This is a genomic window from Pseudolysinimonas yzui, assembly GCF_014653215.1.
GTDB lineage: Bacteria > Actinomycetota > Actinomycetes > Actinomycetales > Microbacteriaceae > Pseudolysinimonas_A > Pseudolysinimonas_A yzui.
Map to the genome: position 1 here is coordinate 200,065 of NZ_BNAI01000004.1, position 17,594 is coordinate 217,658.

At 70.1% G+C, this 17,594-nt stretch carries 10 protein-coding genes; 5 read left to right on the forward strand and 5 right to left on the reverse strand.

The features are described from left to right. Positions 1–28: 28 nt before the first annotated feature. Positions 29–3,517 (reverse strand): DNA-directed RNA polymerase subunit beta, encoded by a 3,489-nt coding sequence (gene rpoB / locus IE173_RS11365; protein WP_191283606.1) that lies wholly within the window; start codon positions 3,515–3,517, stop codon positions 29–31. A gap of 268 nt (positions 3,518–3,785) precedes the next feature. On the opposite strand from rpoB, the gene IE173_RS11370 reads away from it, so the two are divergent. The 4 genes from IE173_RS11370 to IE173_RS11385 are packed head-to-tail and all read left to right on the forward strand — an operon-like array spanning position 3,786 to position 6,835. Then, the gene (locus tag IE173_RS11370; RefSeq protein WP_229842064.1) at positions 3,786–4,649 is read left to right on the forward strand and encodes a spermidine synthase; all 864 of its coding nucleotides are present in this window, start codon (positions 3,786–3,788) and stop codon (positions 4,647–4,649) included. Between the two features lie 9 nt (positions 4,650–4,658). Then, complete coding sequence (locus IE173_RS11375; RefSeq protein ID WP_191283608.1) at positions 4,659–5,762, forward strand: PQQ-dependent sugar dehydrogenase; 1,104 nt, start codon at positions 4,659–4,661, stop codon at positions 5,760–5,762. A gap of 2 nt (positions 5,763–5,764) precedes the next feature. Next, on the forward strand, positions 5,765–6,265 hold the full coding sequence (locus tag IE173_RS11380) for a SprT-like domain-containing protein (RefSeq protein WP_191283609.1): 501 nt from the start codon (positions 5,765–5,767) through the stop codon (positions 6,263–6,265). Then, the gene (locus tag IE173_RS11385) at positions 6,266–6,835 is read left to right on the forward strand and encodes a CGNR zinc finger domain-containing protein (protein WP_229842060.1); all 570 of its coding nucleotides are present in this window, start codon (positions 6,266–6,268) and stop codon (positions 6,833–6,835) included. Here IE173_RS11385 and IE173_RS11390 read toward each other — a convergent pair. Further along, a complete protein-coding gene (locus IE173_RS11390; RefSeq protein ID WP_191283610.1) occupies positions 6,813–7,262 on the reverse strand; it encodes a hypothetical protein in 450 nt (149 codons plus the stop codon). The two genes, IE173_RS11385 and IE173_RS11390, sit on opposite strands and share 23 nt — an antisense overlap. Next, a complete protein-coding gene (locus IE173_RS11395) occupies positions 7,259–7,705 on the reverse strand; it encodes an EVE domain-containing protein (protein WP_191283611.1) in 447 nt (148 codons plus the stop codon). Before IE173_RS11395 ends, IE173_RS11390 begins: the two co-directional genes overlap by 4 nt. A gap of 57 nt (positions 7,706–7,762) precedes the next feature. Here IE173_RS11395 and IE173_RS11400 point away from each other — a divergent pair, with 57 nt between their 5' ends. Continuing rightward, positions 7,763–8,248: an SRPBCC family protein gene (locus IE173_RS11400; RefSeq protein WP_191283612.1), complete on the forward strand. Its 486-nt coding sequence runs from the start codon at positions 7,763–7,765 to the stop codon at positions 8,246–8,248. A 61-nt stretch (positions 8,249–8,309) separates the two neighbouring features. On the opposite strand, the gene IE173_RS11405 is transcribed toward IE173_RS11400, so the two are convergent. Further along, entirely contained in the window at positions 8,310–16,691 is an 8,382-nt protein-coding gene (locus IE173_RS11405) for a DUF5979 domain-containing protein (protein ID WP_191283613.1), read from the reverse strand. A gap of 209 nt (positions 16,692–16,900) precedes the next feature. Continuing rightward, positions 16,901–17,443: an NUDIX hydrolase family protein gene (locus IE173_RS11410; RefSeq protein ID WP_191283614.1), complete on the reverse strand. Its 543-nt coding sequence runs from the start codon at positions 17,441–17,443 to the stop codon at positions 16,901–16,903. Positions 17,444–17,594: the final 151 nt, after the last annotated feature.

Below are 17,594 nucleotides of genomic sequence, written 5' to 3' on the forward strand. Positions count from 1 at the left end.
TAATTCTTGAACTCTTGACGAGGCCGGGTCAGATTTCGTCGATGGACGACGACTCGAACCGGGAGGAGATGTTGATGCCGAGTTCCTCAGCGGCACGGAAGATCTCGTCATCCGTGTCCTTGAGGCTCAGCACGCTGCCGTCGGCGCCGAGCACCTCGACGTTCAGGCACAGCGACTGCATCTCCTTGATCAGCACCTTGAAGCTCTCGGGGATGCCGGGCTCCTGGATGTTCTCGCCCTTGACGATCGCCTCGTACACCTTCACGCGGCCGAGGATGTCGTCACTCTTGATGGTCAGCAGCTCCTGCAGCGCGTAGGCGGCACCGTAGGCCTCGAGGGCCCATACCTCCATCTCGCCGAAGCGCTGGCCACCGAACTGCGCCTTACCGCCGAGCGGCTGCTGCGTGATCATCGAGTACGGGCCCGTGCTGCGCGCGTGGATCTTGTCGTCCACGAGGTGGTGCAGCTTCAGGATGTACATGTACCCGACCGAGACCGGATCCGGGAACGGCTCACCCGAACGACCGTCGAACAGGCGCGTCTTGCCCGTGCTGTCGATGAGTCGCTGGCCGTCGCGGTTGAGCAGGGTGCTGTCGAGCAGACCCTCGATCTCGTCCTCGAGCGCGCCGTCGAACACCGGGGTCGCGAGCTTGGTGCCGGGGGCGGCCGAGTGGGCTTCCTTCGGCAGGTTCGCGGCCCACTTCGGGCTGCCCTGAACTTCCCAGCCCTGCTTGGCGACCCACCCGAGGTGGGTCTCCAGCACCTGGCCGAAGTTCATGCGACCGGGGATGCCGAGCGGGTTGAGCACGACGTCGACGGGGGTGCCGTCTTCCATGAAGGGCATGTCCTCGACCGGAAGGATCTTCGCGATGACGCCCTTGTTGCCGTGACGGCCCGCGAGCTTGTCGCCCTCGGTGATCTTGCGCTTCTGGGCGATGAAGACCACGACGCGCTGGTTGACGCCCGAGCCGAGCTCGTCGTCGCCGTCCTGCGAGTCGAAGACCTTGACACCGATGATCGTGCCCTCTTCACCGTGGGGAACCTTGAGCGAGGTGTCGCGCACCTCACGGCTCTTCTCGTTGAAGATCGCGCGCAGCAGACGCTCCTCGGCGCTCAGCTCGGTCTCGCCCTTCGGCGTGACCTTGCCGACGAGGATGTCGCCGGGGCGCACCTCGGCACCGATGCGGATGATGCCGCGCTCGTCGAGGTCGGCGAGCAGGTCGGGGCTCACGTTCGGCAGGTCGCGCGTGATCTCTTCCTTGCCGAGCTTCGTGTCGCGGGCATCCACCTCGTATTCCTCGATGTGGATGCTCGAGAGCACGTCGTCCTTCACCAGGTTCTGGCTGAGGATGATCGCGTCTTCGAAGTTGTGACCCTCCCACGGCATGAACGCCACGAGGAGGTTCTTGCCGAGCGCGAGCTCGCCGTTCTCGGTGGCGGGACCGTCGGCGAGAACCTGCCCGACCTCGACCCGGTCACCGGCGTCGACGACGACACGGTGGTTGTACGACGTGCCCTGGTTGCTGCGGTCGAACTTGCGCAGGTAGTAGTCCTGCGTGCCACCCTCGTCGAGCATGACGGTGATGGAGTCGGCCGAGACCTCGGAGACGACACCGGCCTGAAGCGCGGTGATGACGTCGCCGGCGTCGATGGCCGCGTAGCCCTCCATGCCGGTGCCGATGACGGGCGACTCGGAGCGCAGCAGCGGCACGGCCTGACGCTGCATGTTGGCACCCATGAGGGCGCGGTTCGCGTCGTCGTGCTCGAGGAACGGGATGAGCGACGTCGCGACCGACACCATCTGGCGGGGCGAGACATCCATGTAGTCGACCTCGGTGGCATCCACCAGCTCGACCTCGCCGCCCTTCTTGCGCACCAGGACCTTGGGCTCGGTGAACTTGCCGTCGGTGCCGAGCGGCGCGTTGGCCTGGGCCACCACGTACTCGTCTTCCTCCGACGCGGTCAGGTAGTCGATCGTCGTCGACACCTTGCCGTTGCTGACGCGACGGTACGGGGTCTCGATGAAGCCGAACGAGTTGATGCGCGCGAACGACGCGAGCGACCCGATGAGGCCGATGTTCGGGCCTTCCGGCGTCTCGATCGGGCACATGCGGCCGTAGTGCGACGGGTGGACGTCACGCACCTCGACACCGGCGCGTTCACGGGACAGACCACCCGGGCCGAGCGCCGAGAGGCGGCGCTTGTGGGTGAGACCCGCGAGCGGGTTGTTCTGGTCCATGAACTGGCTGAGCTGCGAGGTTCCGAAGAACTCCTTGATCGCGGCGACGACGGGGCGCACGTTGATCAGGGTCTGCGGGGTGATCGCTTCGATGTCCTGCGTGGTCATGCGCTCGCGCACCACCCGCTCCATCCGGGAGAGACCGGTGCGCACCTGGTTCTGGATGAGCTCGCCGACCGCGCGGATGCGACGGTTGCCGAAGTGGTCGATGTCGTCGACGTCGAGGCGGATGTCGACCTTCTTGCCGTCGCGCACACCCGGAAGGGTGGACTGCTCGGCGTGCAGGGCGACCAGGTACTTGATCGTCGCGAGGATGTCCTCGAGCGTCAGCACCGAATCCTTCAGGCCCGCGTCGATGCCGAGCTTGCGGTTGATCTTGTAGCGACCCACCTTCGCCAGGTCGTAGCGCTTCGGGTTGAAGTAGAAGTTGTCGAGCAGCGCACGCGCGGCCTCGGCGGCGACCTGCTCGCCCGGACGCAGCTTGCGGTAGATGTCCTTGAGCGCCTCTTCCTTGGTGAGGATGGCGTCCTTCTCGAGGGTGCCGGCGATCGACTCGTAGCCGGGGAAGGCCGCGAGGATCTCTTCGCTCGTCATGCCGAGCGCCTTGAGGAACACGGTGACCGACTGCTTGCGCTTGCGGTCGATGCGCACGCCCACCTGGTCGCGCTTGTCGATCTCGAACTCGAGCCAGGCGCCGCGGCTCGGGATGATGCGGGCGGAGTAGATGTCCTTGTCGGACGTCTTGTCGTTCACGCGCTCGAAGTAGACGCCCGGGCTGCGCACGAGCTGGGAGACGACGACACGCTCGGTGCCGTTGATGATGAAGGTGCCCTTCGCGGTCATGAGCGGGAAGTCGCCCATGAAGACCGTCTGGGTCTTGATCTCGCCCGTCATGTGGTTCATGAACTCGGCGTTGACGTAGAGCGGAGCGGCGAACGTCTTGCCGCGCTCCTTGCACTCGTCGATCGTGTACTTCGGCTCTTCGAGTTCCGGAGCCGAGAACGACAGCTGCATCGTCTCGCCGAGGTCTTCGATGGGCGAGATCTCTTCGAAGATCTCGTCGAGACCGGTGGTCTCGGGAACACCCGCGTCACCCGATGCCTTCGCGGCGGTCACCCGGGCCTTCCACGCGTCGTTGCCGACCAGCCAGTCGAAGCTCTCGGTCTGCAGGGCCAGAAGGTCCGGCACCGTGAGGGTGTCGGCGATCTTGGCGAACGAGAGCCGCGATGCGGTGCGGCCGGTGATGCGGGACTTCTTCGACGTGCGGGCAGCAGCCAAGGGAAACAACCTCCGTGAAAGCTCAGGCTTTCAGTTCAGGGTCGGTCGGTGGGATGTGTGCGCCAGAACCCTCTTCAAGCCGACCGCAATATGACGGCGAGAGTGGTGGTGGGCGCAAGGATCAACTATAGGGCTCAACTCGGCAACACGTCCAGCTATTCCTTGACTTCGATCCTCGATGGGTCTATAAGTCACCCTCCTCGGTCGTCGAGGAGCACCTGCGGCGCGCGTCGAGAGCCCACGATGCGAGACTCGGTGGGTGGGTGATATCGCGGAGACGACGCTCGAGAGCGGGCTGCACGCCGTCATTCGGGAAGACCCGTTCACCCCGGGCAGCTACCTCCTCGTGGTCGACGGAACGCCGCAGTCGCACGTGCACCCCGACCGGCCCGAGGAGCTGTTCTTCGAGTACGTGAACCGCATGGGCCATGTCATCGACCAGTTGCCCGCGGGGCCGATCACGGCGCTGCACCTCGGTGCCGGCGCGTTGACCCTTCCGCGCTACATCGAGGCGACCCGCCCGGGCTCGCGGCAGCAGGTGCTCGAGCTCGAGCGCGGCCTCGTCGACCTGGTGCGCGAACACCTGCCGTGGTCGAAGGCGGCGAGCATCCGCATCCGCTACGGCGACGCGCGCGAGACGCTGGCCAAGCTGCCGACCGCCCTCCGCGGCAGCGCCGACCTCATCGTCGTCGACGTGTTCGGCGGGGCGCGCATTCCTGCGCACGTGACGAGCGTCGAGTTCTATGCCGAGGTCGCGGAGTTCCTCGCACCTCGCGGGGTGCTGCTGGTCAACGTCGCCGACGGCGGGGCGCTCGCCTTCGCCCGCGGCCAGGGCTCGACGCTCGGCTACGTCTTCGCCGACACCGCGCTGCTCGCCGAGTCCGCGGTGCTCAAGGGCCGGCGCTACGGCAACTTCGTGTTCGTCGCGTCTCTCGGCGACCTGCCGATCGAGTGGATGCCGCGGCTGCTGGCATCCGGACCGCATCCGGCGAGCGTGGTGCGCGGGCGCGAACTGCGGGACTGGATCGCGGGAGCGGCGATCGTGACCGACGCGTCCTCCACACCGTCGCCCCCGCCGGCACGCAGCATCTTCCAGGTGCGCCCCGGTCGCGGCGACACCGGCCCGACGTAGGGTCGGGGCATGCGCCGCCTCCTCCTCGTCGTCGGTCTCACCGCGACGCTCGCGCTCACCGGCTGCGGGGTCGCGAACCCGGTCACCTCGCCGGGAACCCCCGCGCCGACGCCGTCGGAATCGGTCGGGCAGGTGCAACCCGCGGGCCACCCGTTCGACGTCGCGACGGGGCTCACGGCGCCGTGGTCGATCCTGCGTATCTCCGACGAGACGCTCATCTCGCAACGTGACGACGGCCGCATCCTCCGGGTCGCCTCCGACGGCTCGACGACCGAGGTGGGCGTCGTACCGGACGTCGCGTTCGGCGGCGAGGGCGGGCTGCTCGGGCTGGCGTATCTCGCCGACGGTGATGGGGCGTGGGTCTACGCCTACCTCACCTCGGCGACCGACAACCGCATCGTGCGGATGCCGTACGACGACGGCGAGTTCGGCGAAACCGAGGTGGTGCTCACCGGGCTCGCGAAGGCCGGCAACCACAACGGCGGACGCATCGCGTTCGGCCCCGACGGCATGCTCTACGCGACGGTGGGCGACGCCGCGGCGCCCGGCCTCGCGCAAGACCCGGCATCGCTCAACGGCAAGATCCTGCGGATGACGCCCGAGGGCGACGTGCCCGACGACAACCCGACGCCCGGCTCGTTCGTCTACTCCCTCGGGCACCGCAACCCGCAGGGGCTCGCCTGGGACGCCGACGGGCAGCTGTGGGCCGCCGAGTTCGGCCAGAACACCTGGGACGAGTTCAACCGCATCGAACCCGGAGCCAACTACGGCTGGCCGGTCGTCGAAGGCCAGACCGGCGACCCGCGATTCGTCGACCCGGTGCTGCAGTGGGCGACCTCCGACGCGAGCCCGAGCGGGCTCGCCTACGTCGACGGCACCTTCTTCCTGGCCGCGCTCAAGGGTGAGCGGGTGTGGGCGATCTACGTCGCCGACGACGGCACCGCGGGCGCGACCCCGTGGTTCGTCGGCGAGTTCGGGCGCATCCGGGACGTCGCGGCCGGCCCCGACGGCAGCCTCTGGTTCCTCACCAACAACACCGACGGACGGGGCGACCCGCGCGACGGCGACGACCGCCTGATGCAGGTGCGGCTCGTGCCGCTCGTGGAGGGCTGACCATGGCGGAGCTCGACCGGGTTCGGCGCTGGGCGGATGCCCTCATCGCCCTGCACCTCGACGCGACGTGGACGTTCGGGTTCGACCACGCACGCACGCGGGCCGGGCTGTGCGACTACCGCGCGAAGCGCATCACGGTGTCGCGTCACCTGGCGGCTCGCTATGAGGACGACGAGATCCACCAGGTGCTGCTGCACGAGGTCGCGCACGCCCTGGCCGGCCCGGGCGCGGGTCATGGGCCGCGGTGGAAGAAGGTCGCCGCGGAACTCGGCTACGAGGGCAAACGGCTGCACGGGGGCGCGATCGCCGACGATCTCGCCACCTGGATCGGCACCTGCCCGAACGGGCACACCCACTACCGTTACCGCAAACCGGCCCGGGCGCTGTCGTGTGCGAAATGCTCGCGCACGTTCGACACGAGATTCCAGATCGCGTGGCTCCACCGCGACGACGCCGGTAACCCGCAAACTGAGTTACATGAATCCGAGCTGCAAGGCGGCTGAGTGAGCACCGGGCAGTGGCTGATCGCCCCCGAAGGCATCAGCTGGTTCTTCGACGCCGGCGCCGACTGCCTCGACTTCGCCGCGGCCCCCGAGCCGGTGCACGCCCGCGACCTGGGCGAGTGGCTCGCCCAGCGCTACGACCGGCTGGATGCCGGTGAGGCATCCGACCGCGACCTCGCCGACGCCCTCGCCCTCCGCGCGGCGATCGACCGGCTGGCGACCGCCGCCGCCGACCGGCAGTCGCTCGACCCCGACGACGTCGACACGATCAACCTGTTCGGCGCGACGCCCGACATCCCTCCCGCTCTTGCCGGCGGTCGCCGACAGGCCGGGGCCGGGAGGCTGCGGATCGGGCAGGTGCTGTCGACGCTCGCCCGCGACGCGATCGCGATCCTCTCGGTCGAGCCGGAACGCATCCGCCGCTGCGACGCCGACGACTGCCGCCGGGTGTTCCGCGACGAGTCGCGCACCGCCAACCGGCGCTGGTGCTCGATGCAGCGCTGCGGCAACCGCGCGAAGGTGCGGGCGCACCGCGCTCGGCAGGCGGCTAGCGCGACTCCCGAGCACTGACCGAGGCGTTGACGAGGTGCTTCGTCGCGTTGCGGAGGCCCGTGTAGGCGGCAGCAGCTGCGGCGGCCTCGGGTGACTGGTGGTCGATCCCGACCTCGGCGATCGCGTCGATGACCGCACCGGCGCCGAGCAGGTCTTCGACGGCAAAGCGCAGCGACCCATCGGGTTGGGTCGCGCCCGCCGCGACCACGGCGATGCGGAACCGTCCGCCCAGCTCCTCCTGCCGCGCGAGACACCACCGGGCGAACTCCGGCGCCTCGGCGAGGGACGTCACCCGCGCGCCCTCGGGCACGGGTTCGGCGCCGATCTCGTCGATCCACGCCACGACATCCGCGTCGACGGAGACGGCCGCCGCGCCGGCGGCACCCCACTCGAAGCGCACCTGGTAGCTGGTCTGACTGCGGGGAACGGGTACGGCGTCGGTCACGGAACGAGCGTATCGGCGCCCATCTCGTGCGCGATGACGCCGAAGTCGTGAGGGGTGAGCTCGAGTAGACCGCGGCGCATGAGCCAGCCCCAGTTGGGCGTGTCTCGGGTGAGTTCGAGCACGGGCAACAGCGGGGCGATGGGCACCTCGGCGATGCCCTCGAGGTACTCGACCCGGCGACGCCAGGGGCGCACGTCACCCTTGTCGCCCATCATCATCGCGGCACCCTGCCAGGGATCACCGTCGGCCACGACGCCGATCGCGGTGAACGAGCGCAGAGCCGCACCCGACGGATAGACGTCGAGCGGCGAGTAGTAGACGAGGCCGTCACCGGGACTCATGCGGGCGATCCCCGCGCGGGCGCCGTGCTTCACCTGCGCGATGCCCTGCTCCACTCCGCGACGCACGTGGTCGCGATGCACCACTGCGAGCCAGTACCTCATCCGGAAAGTCTGCTCCCGACCGGTGACACGGCGCGGCGGGCGACGCAGACTGGGGAGATGCGGGTCGTTCTGAAATTCGAACTCGACGCCTACCCCGACGAGGTGTGGGCAATCCTGCACGACCCGATCGCCCTCGGCGAGGTCGTCGCGCCGCTGATCGAGCTCGAGCCGGTCGGCCACCGCCGGTTCCCTCCGACCTGGAAGACCACCCGCGCCCCGGGCGACCACCTGGTGCGGCTGCGGGTGTTCGGCCTCGTCCCGATCGGTGACCAGCGCATCCGGTTGTCGACGTCGCGGCGCGGCGACGCACGCATCCTCGAGGACTCGGGTGGGCCGGTCTCGGGGGTGCTCGGGCTCACGAAGCACTGGCGGCACCGGATGGCGGTGTCACCGCTGCCGGGCGGGCGCACCCTCTACCGCGACCGGCTCGACATCTCGGCCGGTGTGCTCACCCCGCTGGCCTGGATCGCGGCCTGGGTGTTGTGGCAGTACCGGGCGATCGGCATCCGTCGGGTGATCGCGGGGCGCACGCAGCGCGGGTGAGCCGCACCGCCCCGTGACCTGGGACGGAGGTCACGGGGCGGGCTCACCCCAGGCGAAGCGCCTAGGGGTTTCTGCGGCCGGCGATCGCCGGTCGACGCCGGGAGGCGACGAGAAGCCCTCCCGCTCCGAGGAGCGTCATCGCGATCACCGAGCCCAGCATCGGCGAAGCGCCGGTCAGCGCCAGCGTCGTCATCACGACCGCACTGTCTTGCAGCGCGAGGGTGGTGAGCGTGCCGGTGCCGCCGGTGAAGATGCCGCGGGTCGGCAGCTCGTACGCGGTCAACCGGGCCGTGTTCACGACGGCGCCCCCGGGTGCCGACGGACTCAACTGAACCTCGAGCACGACATCCGGCGCCTGCTCTCCGGCACCGAGGTCGCGGTCGAGTTCGCAGGTGATCGTGCCGCCGTAGCCGTTCGGCAGTCGATCGGTGACGACGCAGTCCACCCACGCCGGGTCGCCCGCGTGCGCGGGGGCGTCGGCGGTGACGGAGAGGAGCCGCAACACCTCGGGGACCTCGTCGATGAGCGTGACGTCGGTCACGCCTCCTCGACCCGAGTTGCCGACCTGCATCGTGTAGCCGAAGGTGTCACCGGCCGCGAGGTGGTTCGTCGACGCGGTCTTCGACATCCACAGCTCCGACGGCAGATCGTCGGGCGTCTCGGCGCAGTCGGGGCTGGCCGGCGGGTAGTCGATCGCGACCGTCGTGGTCGGGTTGATCACGAACTCCACCGATGCCCCCGACCGCAGCCCGTAGCTGGGCAGAGTGGGGTCGAGCACGAGGTTCTCCCACTCGGGGGTCTCCCCCGCGAGGGCGGGGCGCCAGCCGGGCCAGGCGATGCCGTCGCCGTTCGCGTCGATCGCGGCACCCGGGAAGAGCAGGCGCCCGGCCACCGTGCCATCGGTGGCGATCTCGATCTCGTCGGTCTGCACGATGTCGCCGCCCGAGCCGCGCCAGATGACGTTCATGGTGCGACCCGACACGTCGAGGTTGTGGGCGTCGACGGTGTAGTCCAGCCACGGCGCATCCTGCACGCATTCGGTGAAGGCGTCGACCGCCAGCCACTTCACCGGGGTCGACACGGTGTCGTCGTCGCCCGCCACCACGTAGGTCGTCGAGGTGACGACGGCGGTGTTGGCGATCGCGTCCTGGGCGACCTCCGGGTGCAGGGTCGCGGTGTAGCCGATCAGCGGAGCGGTCGCCCCCACCGGTAGCGTCGTGTCGAGCACGCACTCCAGGGTTCCGCCGTAGCCGTCTCCGTCGCGGCCGGTCACGTCACAGGTCCAGTCGGTGGCGTCGATGCTCGACGCGTCGACGTCGAGGTCGGCGTCGAGGTCGTCGGTGATGGTGACTCCCCCGGCTTCGACATCGCCGACGTTCGCGACCGAGATCTCGTAGTGCAGCAGCTCCCCGCCCTGCACGAGGGTCTCGTCGACGGTCTTCTCGACGTCGAGCTCGCCGGTGAGGAAGTGGTTGGTGACGGTGACGACGGCCGGCCCGTCGGCGGCGGCCGGGATGACGACCGCACCGCTGTCGGTGGAGACCTCGCTGGTGATCGCGAGGCCGGCATCCGTCTCGGTCACCGTGCACGAGGCGCCCTGCAGGATGTCGTCCACCGTCACGGTGTAGTCGGGCGCCGCGAGGGTCTGCGTCGCGTCGCCGCCGAGGTCGAGCTCGTACCAGGTGCCGTCACGGTCGATGCCGCAGGCGACCTCGACCTCGAAGGGCCCGACCGCGAAGTCTTCAGCACCTTCGGCGATGTCGCGCACCTTGTCGATGCGCAGCGACCCGGTCGCGAAGTAGTTCTCGATCTGCACGACGCTTTCGCCGTCGGCCGGGATCGTGCTCGGCGACGGAGCGGATACCGCGTGATGCGTCGCGGCGCCGGCCTGGGTCTCGGTGACGGTGCAGTCGGCTCCGGCGATGAGGCCGGTGACGGTCGCGGTGTAGCCGTTGCCCGCGGTCAGCGCCACGAGCCCTGCGTCGGGCAGCGGGATGACGAGGTCGGTCTCACCCGGACGGTCCCAGGTGCAGACGACCTGGGCCTCGAAGGGCCCCGTGCCGTAGAGCTCCCAGGCGCCGGTGCGCTCCTTGTCGATGCGCAGCGTTCCGACATCGAAGCGGTTGGTGAGCACGGTGTTCGTCGTGCCGGTGGTGATCGTCACCGACCGGTCGGCCGCGGCGACGGTCGCCCCGCCGGCCTGCGTCTCGCTGATGGCGCACGAGGTGCCGACCGGGAAGTGCGGGGTCAGCAGCTCGGTGTCGCCGTCCTGGAGCGTGAAGGTGCCGTCGAACAGGGTCTGCCCGTCGTAGCTGCATTCCACCGCGACGTCGAATTCGCCGTCGCCGTACTCGGTGGCGCCGGTGACCTCCTTCGTGACCGAGAGGCGGCCGCTCGCGTACGTGTTGGTCGCGGTGACGACGTACTCCGCGTCGGTGCCGAGGGTGACGGTGTACGGGGCGTTCTCGGCGACGGTCGTCGTGGACCCGCTGCCGACCCGCATCCCGATCGTGGTCGCGCCGTCGGAGTCGGCTTCGCGCACCACGCAGCGCGCGGTGACCGGGATGCCGGTGACGGTGTGCGAGTCGGTGTCGGCCAGGGTGAAGGATGCGTCGTCCGCGGCGAGCGGCACGGTGAGCGTCGTCGTGCCGGTGTCGACGGTGCAGGCGAGCGTGAAGTCGAACGGGCCGAACGCGCCGACGGTCGCGGTCGTCGAGACGGCCTTGGTGACCGTGAGCGAGGTCTCGCCGTAGGAGTTGGTGATCGTGGCGATCTGCGCCGACGGCACGGCGACTGCCGACGAGGCGGCCTGCGCGACCGCGAGCGTCGCCCCCGACGCGCCGGCCGGCGAGTAGCTGGTGGCGCTCGCGCCCGTCGTCGTCTCGACGATCTCGCAGACGGAGCCGACCGGGATGCCGTCGATGCGGGCCGTGTACGGGGTGGCGGAGCCCGCCGACAGCGTGAGGGCACCCGACGCGGGCAGCACGACGGCGACCCCCTCGACCTCGCAGCTGGCGGTCGCGGCGAACGAGGTCGGGGCGTAGGCGGCGGAGGTTCCGGTGATCTGCTTGACGACCTGGATCGGGCCGCTGGCGAGCTGCACGCCCGCGCGCACCGGTTCGACCCGGCGGTCTTCGTAGCCCGCGCCGAACTCCGCGTAGACGCCGAAACTGTTCCACGCACGCGGCGTGCCGAGCGGGGCCGTGACCGGCGCGCGGCCGTCGCCGAGCGACGTCGTCGGCAGGTTGACCGTCTCGTAGGTGATCGCGAGGGTCGTCGCCGGATCCATCCCGCCGTCGGGGAACGCGAAGTTCACCCGGATGGCCGTGACCGACGGGTAGGACGCCGTCGGGAACGACGGGCCCGACTGCCAGGTGGCGGTGCTGCAGGTCGAGTCGGTGAGGTAGCTCGGGCACGGGTTGGCGGTCGTGGTGACTTCCCACGTGAAGGTGCTGCCGCCCGTGGTGTCGGTGAGCAGGTTCACCTCACCGGCGAACGCCGGACGGAAGGTGGAGCCGCGTGACGATCCGGTGCCGAGGTAGGTGTCGCCGGTGCGGGGCAGCACGTCGACGATGGTGGCGTCGGTCGCCACGACGTTGCCGCCGTTGGTGAACTGCAGCTTCCACAGGTCGGTGCCGCCGATCACGCTGTGGGCGGCGCACGGGTTGCGGTAGAAGCCCTGGCTGTCGGCCACGCACGCGGTCGCGGCGTTGGTCACGTTGACCGCGCCGGTCGTCGAGACGCCGAGTTCGTCGACATCCCCCTTGACGCCCTTGAACGAGCTGATCGCCGAGGCGGCGATGGTGCGCAGGTCGTTGCTCGTGCGGCAGCCCGAAGCTCCGACCGAGGTGACGCCCTCGCCGTTGCCCGAGGTGTTGGTGCACGCCGACAGCACGCGGTCGCTCGAGAAGGTCATCCGGTTGACGACATCGCCGTAGGTGGCGGCCAGGCCCGGCGCGACCTGCAGGGGCACGACGATCGTGTACTCCTCGTTCGGCGCGAGGCGCGAACCGTCGGGCCAGGCGAACGACAGGGTGCGGGCGACGTCGTCGTAGACGACCGTCACGCCCGTGGTCGGCAGGATGCCGCCCGCGCTCGTCGAGTAGGTGATCTCACTCGTCGGGTCGAACAAGAGCGGGCCGCCGGTGGGCAGGCTCGCGTCGACCGGCAACTGGTCGAGCACCGTCGGGTTGTCGAGGTAGCCGGTGCCGGTGTTGGTGACGACGAGCGACCAGTCGAGCGTGATGCCGGCGGGCGTCTCCTTCTCGGGCGTGCGCTTCTCGACATCGACGCGGAAGGTTCCCGGGTCGAGGGTGATCGAGCGGTCATAGCTGTCGGTGCGCACCCCGAGCCACGGGTGCGTCGCCGAGGCGGTAGCGGTGTTCGTGACGGTGCTGGGGAAGGCGATCGCCGCCCCGTCATCGAGATGTGCGGCGCGCAGGCGCACCACGAAGCGGATGGTCGTGCTCCAGCCCGCAGCCGGAGCGGTGGTCGAGAACAGCGAGCCGTCGGCCTTGACGAACACGACGCGCAGCGCCGTCACCTGCGAGGTGGTGATGCCCGCAGGCAGGGCGGGGCTGCCGGCGACGGCGGTGCCGAGCGTCCAGGTGCTGGAGCCGCCGAGCTGCACGTCGACGCGCACCCGGTTGGCACCCGAGGGCAGGGTCGCGCTCGTGAAGGAGCGCAGCTCGAAGGTGTCCCAGAAGTCGGCGTCGAGGTCTTCGACGACGACTTCTGTGGTCGACGCGGTCGAGGTCGCCTGGTTGGCCGTCAGCGTCACCGTGACGTCGGTCGCGCGATCCTTCTCGAGGATGCTCGACTGCGAGTACGACTTGCCGACGTCGATCGACAGGCTCGCGTCGACGAGGCTGACCGATGCGCTGCGCGAGTCGTAGGCCGCGGCGCCGGAGTCGTCGAGCACGCCGTCCCAGACCTGCGCGAAGGCCGAGTTCACGACCGTCGCCGGCCCGACCAGGGTCGTCGGCTGCGAGCGCAGGTACTGCCGCAACCGGGTGTCGAGTCGCAGCGTCGCGGTGGCGCCGCTCACGATCGATCCGCCGTCGGCCGTCGACGTGCCGGAGTAGAGGGCGCTCACCCCGACCACGTCGGCGAGCGCCGTCGAGGTGAGGGCGAGCGCGGCGGTCAGCGACATCGACTGGGTCGTGCCGTCGGCCTTCCAGAGGATGACGGTCGAGACGGCGGGGTCGATGCCGGAGTTGGCGCTCAGCACCACGTCGATGTCGCGGATCGTGAAGTACTCGAACGGGTTGGTCGCCGGGTCGTAGGTCGCGCCGGTGTACGGGTTGACCGTCCAGCCGTCGGTACCGCCGGTCGTCGCGTGCACGCAGTCGCCGACCGTCGCGGTCGTGCACGGCATCTGGTCGGTGACCCGCAGGTGCCAGGCGCGCGAGACGGAGTCGTTGCTCGCGACCATCTCGAAGCGCACGTTCGGATAGCCCGACGCGGCCACGTCGCCCGGGTACGGGATCGCGATCGGCGTGGAGATGACCGACCCGCTCGTGGTCTTCACGGTCTTGCTGAGCCCGAGATCGGGGGTCGGGTCGAGCAACAGGATGGTGTCGCCGCTCGAGCCGCTCACGGCATCCAGGTGCAGCGTCGCGGTGTTGTGCACCTCGCCGAGTTCGACGGTGTTGTAGGTGCGATCGGCCGTCACCCACGGGTCGGTCGGGTCGGTCATCGCGCTCGCGTCCCGCACGCGGTTGCGCAGCTCGAAGATCAGGTCGAAGCGCCGGGTGTCGGGTCCGCTCGCGACGCCCGACCCGACGGGCGGGGCGAGCGGGTCGCCGGTGCGCGCGGCGGCGTACTCCGCGAAGGTCACGCGGACGCCGAGGGCATCCTGCCGCTGCTGGGTGGTGAGGGTGTAGCCGAGGAAGCCGCCCTCACAGCGCGAGACGGGCGCACACGCGGAGCTGTAGATCGACACCCAGCCGTCGGCCGCGGTATAGATCTCGATGTCCGCGATGCGGTCATACGCGATGAGCGGGTCGATCGTCGAGCTGATGGCCGGGATGCGCACCAGATCGAAAGCCTGGAAGACGGTCTCCCCGACCGGCCGGCTGGGGTCAGCCGGATCGGCGAGTACCGCCTCGTCGTAGCCGCTCACCTCGGTGCCCCATTGCAGGCGCACCGTGCGTTGCAGCCGCGACTGGGTCGAGACGGTCGCGCCTCCCGCGACCTCGACCCACGTCTTGTCGAACATCAGACCCGTACCGCCCGAGCCGGCGAGGTCTTTGACCCGCCCGACGGCGGTCGCCGAGGCGTCGGCGGTGACCCGGTCGCTCGTGCCCGGCAGCGTGACGTCACCGGTGGCGACCACGGTCGCCGTGTTGAGGTACTCCGAGACGACGACGCCCGACGCGGTCGGGTCGCTCGTGCCACGCAGCACCCCGCGGGCGACGAAGGCGATGTTGCCCTGCACCGTCGTGCCCTGCGAGAACCCGCCGTCGGCGTCGGTGAAGACGAAACGGATGCCGACGATCGTCGTCGGGTCGGCGAGCGCCACCTGGAAGTACTGCGCCGCGCCGGATGCGGTGACGGAGTCGACGAGGCTCCACGTCGTGCCGTCGGCGGTCGAGTAGACCTCCAGGGTGGAGCCGGCCGGCACCTGGGTCGGCGCGATGGCGACGACGTCGAAGGCGCTCCAGTAGTCGGTGGCGCCGCCGACAGCCACGTCGGTGAGCACGATCTCCGACGGGCTGACGTATCCCGAGTCGCTCGAGGTGGTGCCACGGAGCTGCACCACCGAACGGCCGCCGGCCGGAACCGCCGCCGACGGGGTGATCGTCTTGGTGAGGGAGACGCCGACCTGCGGGTAGAGCACCGTGAGCGTCGCACTCGGGGTGCGCGGCGTCGCGGCACCGGCGTCGTTGCTGCCGTCGATCCGCGCCGTGTTGACGAAGTCGGCGGAACCGGGCGAGACGGCCACGGCATCCTCGGCCACATCGATGTCGAAGGCGGCCCCTGCGGTCGCCGACGTCGGGATCGACCCGGTGAACTCGATCGAGAATCCGGTGATGCGCTGGCCTGCGGCGAGCGCCGGGTTCGGGAACGCCGAACCCGGGGTCGACAGGGTCACCGGCGCGGGAGCCGGGTCGCCGTCGTCATCCACCGCGAACCAGGTGATGACGGCCTGGGTCGCACCGGTCGGCCACGCCGATCCGCTCGACCGGAATCCGGCGAAGGTGAGGTGCTCGCTGAGGAACCCCTCCGGCTGGGTGATCGTGAAACTCTGCAGCGGCCCGTTGGAGTCGTTGCGCCCGGTGATGACGGCGGCGGTCGAGGTGCCGGCCGCGACGCGCGAGCTGGTGAACGAGAGGGTGCCGTAGACGATCGAGTCGAGCCCCGCGACCGTGTAGGTCGCCGATCCCGTCGCGGTGCTCGTGCCGTGACCGGGCACCGCCACGGTGCCGCTGAGTGCGGCGGTGACGGTCGCGCCGGCGACGAGCGATGCTCCGCCGTCGCGCACGGTGCCGCGCTGAGCCAGGTTGACGACGATCGTGCCCTGCGTTCCACCGGCGACGAGTTGCGCTCCGAGCGAGGAGCGGAAGGTGATCCGCAGCCCGCGCACGTCGGCCGCGGCGATCCCGCCGGGCAGAGCGGGGGTGGCCGCGAAGGCGCCGTCGATCCAGACCGTGCCGTCGTAGGCGTCGACGCGCACCTCGTCGGCCCCCTGCGGGAACACGACGGTGCCGAAGCTCACGAAGTCGACGCGCTGGAACAGGTTGCTCGCGGCCGACGGGTCGGTCGGCAGGGCGAGCGTCAGCGTCTCGGCGAGCGCGTTGGACGTGTTGCGGGTGCGCAGCGTCAGGGTCGAGGCTTCGCCGACCTTGAACTGGGTGGACGGCGGAGACCAGGCCGCGCCGGTGGTCGTCGCGACGACATACGGGATGGTGACCGTCGCGGAGTCGGAGGCCGACACGGTCGCCGCGTTGGACGCCGACACGGTGGCGGTGTTCTCGACCGAGACGCCGTTCCACTCCCAGTCGGGCGACAGCGACGCGGGCACGCCGAGGCGCACCTGCACGGAGTAGCCGTCACCGGCCGCGATGCCCGGCCCGCCGGTGTGCGCGAAGTCGACGGTGAGGGTGCGTCCCGACCAGGCGTGGGTCGCCGTGCCGCCGGGAGGTGAGGTGACGATGACGCTCGGGTTGAGCGTCAGGTCGTCGAACTGCGCGGGCAATGCGTCGACGAGTTGCGCGTCGGCGCAGTCGAAGCTGAGGCAGTTGACGGTGATCGTGTAGACGAGGGTGTCGCCCGGGCCGAGCGTGTCATCCGCCACGGTCTTGGTGATGAGCAGTTCTCCGGAGTCCTCGGCGGCGAACGCAGGGGCGGCGGCGAACACTCCGCCGAACAGCCCGCCGAGTGCCGCGACCAGCGCGACCCGCGACGCGGCACGTCGCGCACTCTGACCCCATGACGTCACGTTGAATCCCCCCGACTCAGCGGAGCCCGGGCGGACGTGTCCCTACGTCCGCGGCTTCGGGTCGCCGCGGGGCCACGCTAGGGGGCGCGCGCGGGGGTGTCATCGGCCCAGTTGGGGCGCGACTCGGACGGGGGTGAGCCCTGTCCCCCGTTGGGTGGCCGTCCGGGGTCGCAACCCGCTCAGGTGTACCCCGGGGGTGGCGCCGGGGATCAGGCGAGCACGCCCACCGAGGCGAGGGCGGCCCGCAGCAGGGTGCCGCGGCCCCCCTCCATCTCGGCGTGGATCTGCGGAGAGGATGCCTCGGTCGGGGTCATCCACGACAGTTCGAGGGCATCCTGCCGCGGCTCGCAGGTGCCGGTGACCGGCACGACGTAGGCGAGCGACACGGCGTGCTGCCGCTCGTCGTGGAACGGGCTGAGCCCCGGGATCGGGAAGTACTCCGCGACCTGGAACGGCAGCGGGCTCGCCGGCAGCTGCGGGAACGCGATCGGCCCGAGGTCCTTCTCGAGGTGACGGAAGAGCGCATCCCGAATCGTCTCGCCGAACATGACCCGGCCCGAGACGACGGTGCGCGTGATCGCGCCCTGCGGGTTGGCGCGCAGCAGCAGCCCGACGCTGGTGACCACCCCCATCCCGTCGACCCGCACCGGAACCGCCTCCACGTACAACAGCGGAATGCGGCGCCGCGCCTCGGCCAACTCCTCGTCGGACAGCCAGGAGGAGTTCGGGTCGGGAGTGCCCACGGAGCTCATGCTCCCCATTGTCACCTACCGTGGGGTCAGTGTCAGGGTGACATTGCCGCGTTGCGGTGGTTGGCTCCTGATCACTGGGTGTCTGGCTCTTAGCGTGGGTGCCGCCTTCGGGCTGGCGAGCATGCGTTTTGCCGACGCCCGGTGTGATGGA

Bases quoted from the DNA above. Each gene is read 5' to 3' on its own strand.
- IE173_RS11395 (WP_191283611.1), bottom strand. From the start codon at position 7,705: ATGAGGTACTGGCTCGCAGTGGTGCATCGCGACCACGTGCGTCGCGGA.
- IE173_RS11400 (WP_191283612.1), top strand. From the start codon at position 7,763: ATGCGGGTCGTTCTGAAATTCGAACTCGACGCCTACCCCGACGAGGTG.
- IE173_RS11375 (WP_191283608.1), top strand. From the start codon at position 4,659: ATGCGCCGCCTCCTCCTCGTCGTCGGTCTCACCGCGACGCTCGCGCTC.
- IE173_RS11380 (WP_191283609.1), top strand. From the start codon at position 5,765: ATGGCGGAGCTCGACCGGGTTCGGCGCTGGGCGGATGCCCTCATCGCC.
- IE173_RS11410 (WP_191283614.1), bottom strand. From the start codon at position 17,443: ATGAGCTCCGTGGGCACTCCCGACCCGAACTCCTCCTGGCTGTCCGAC.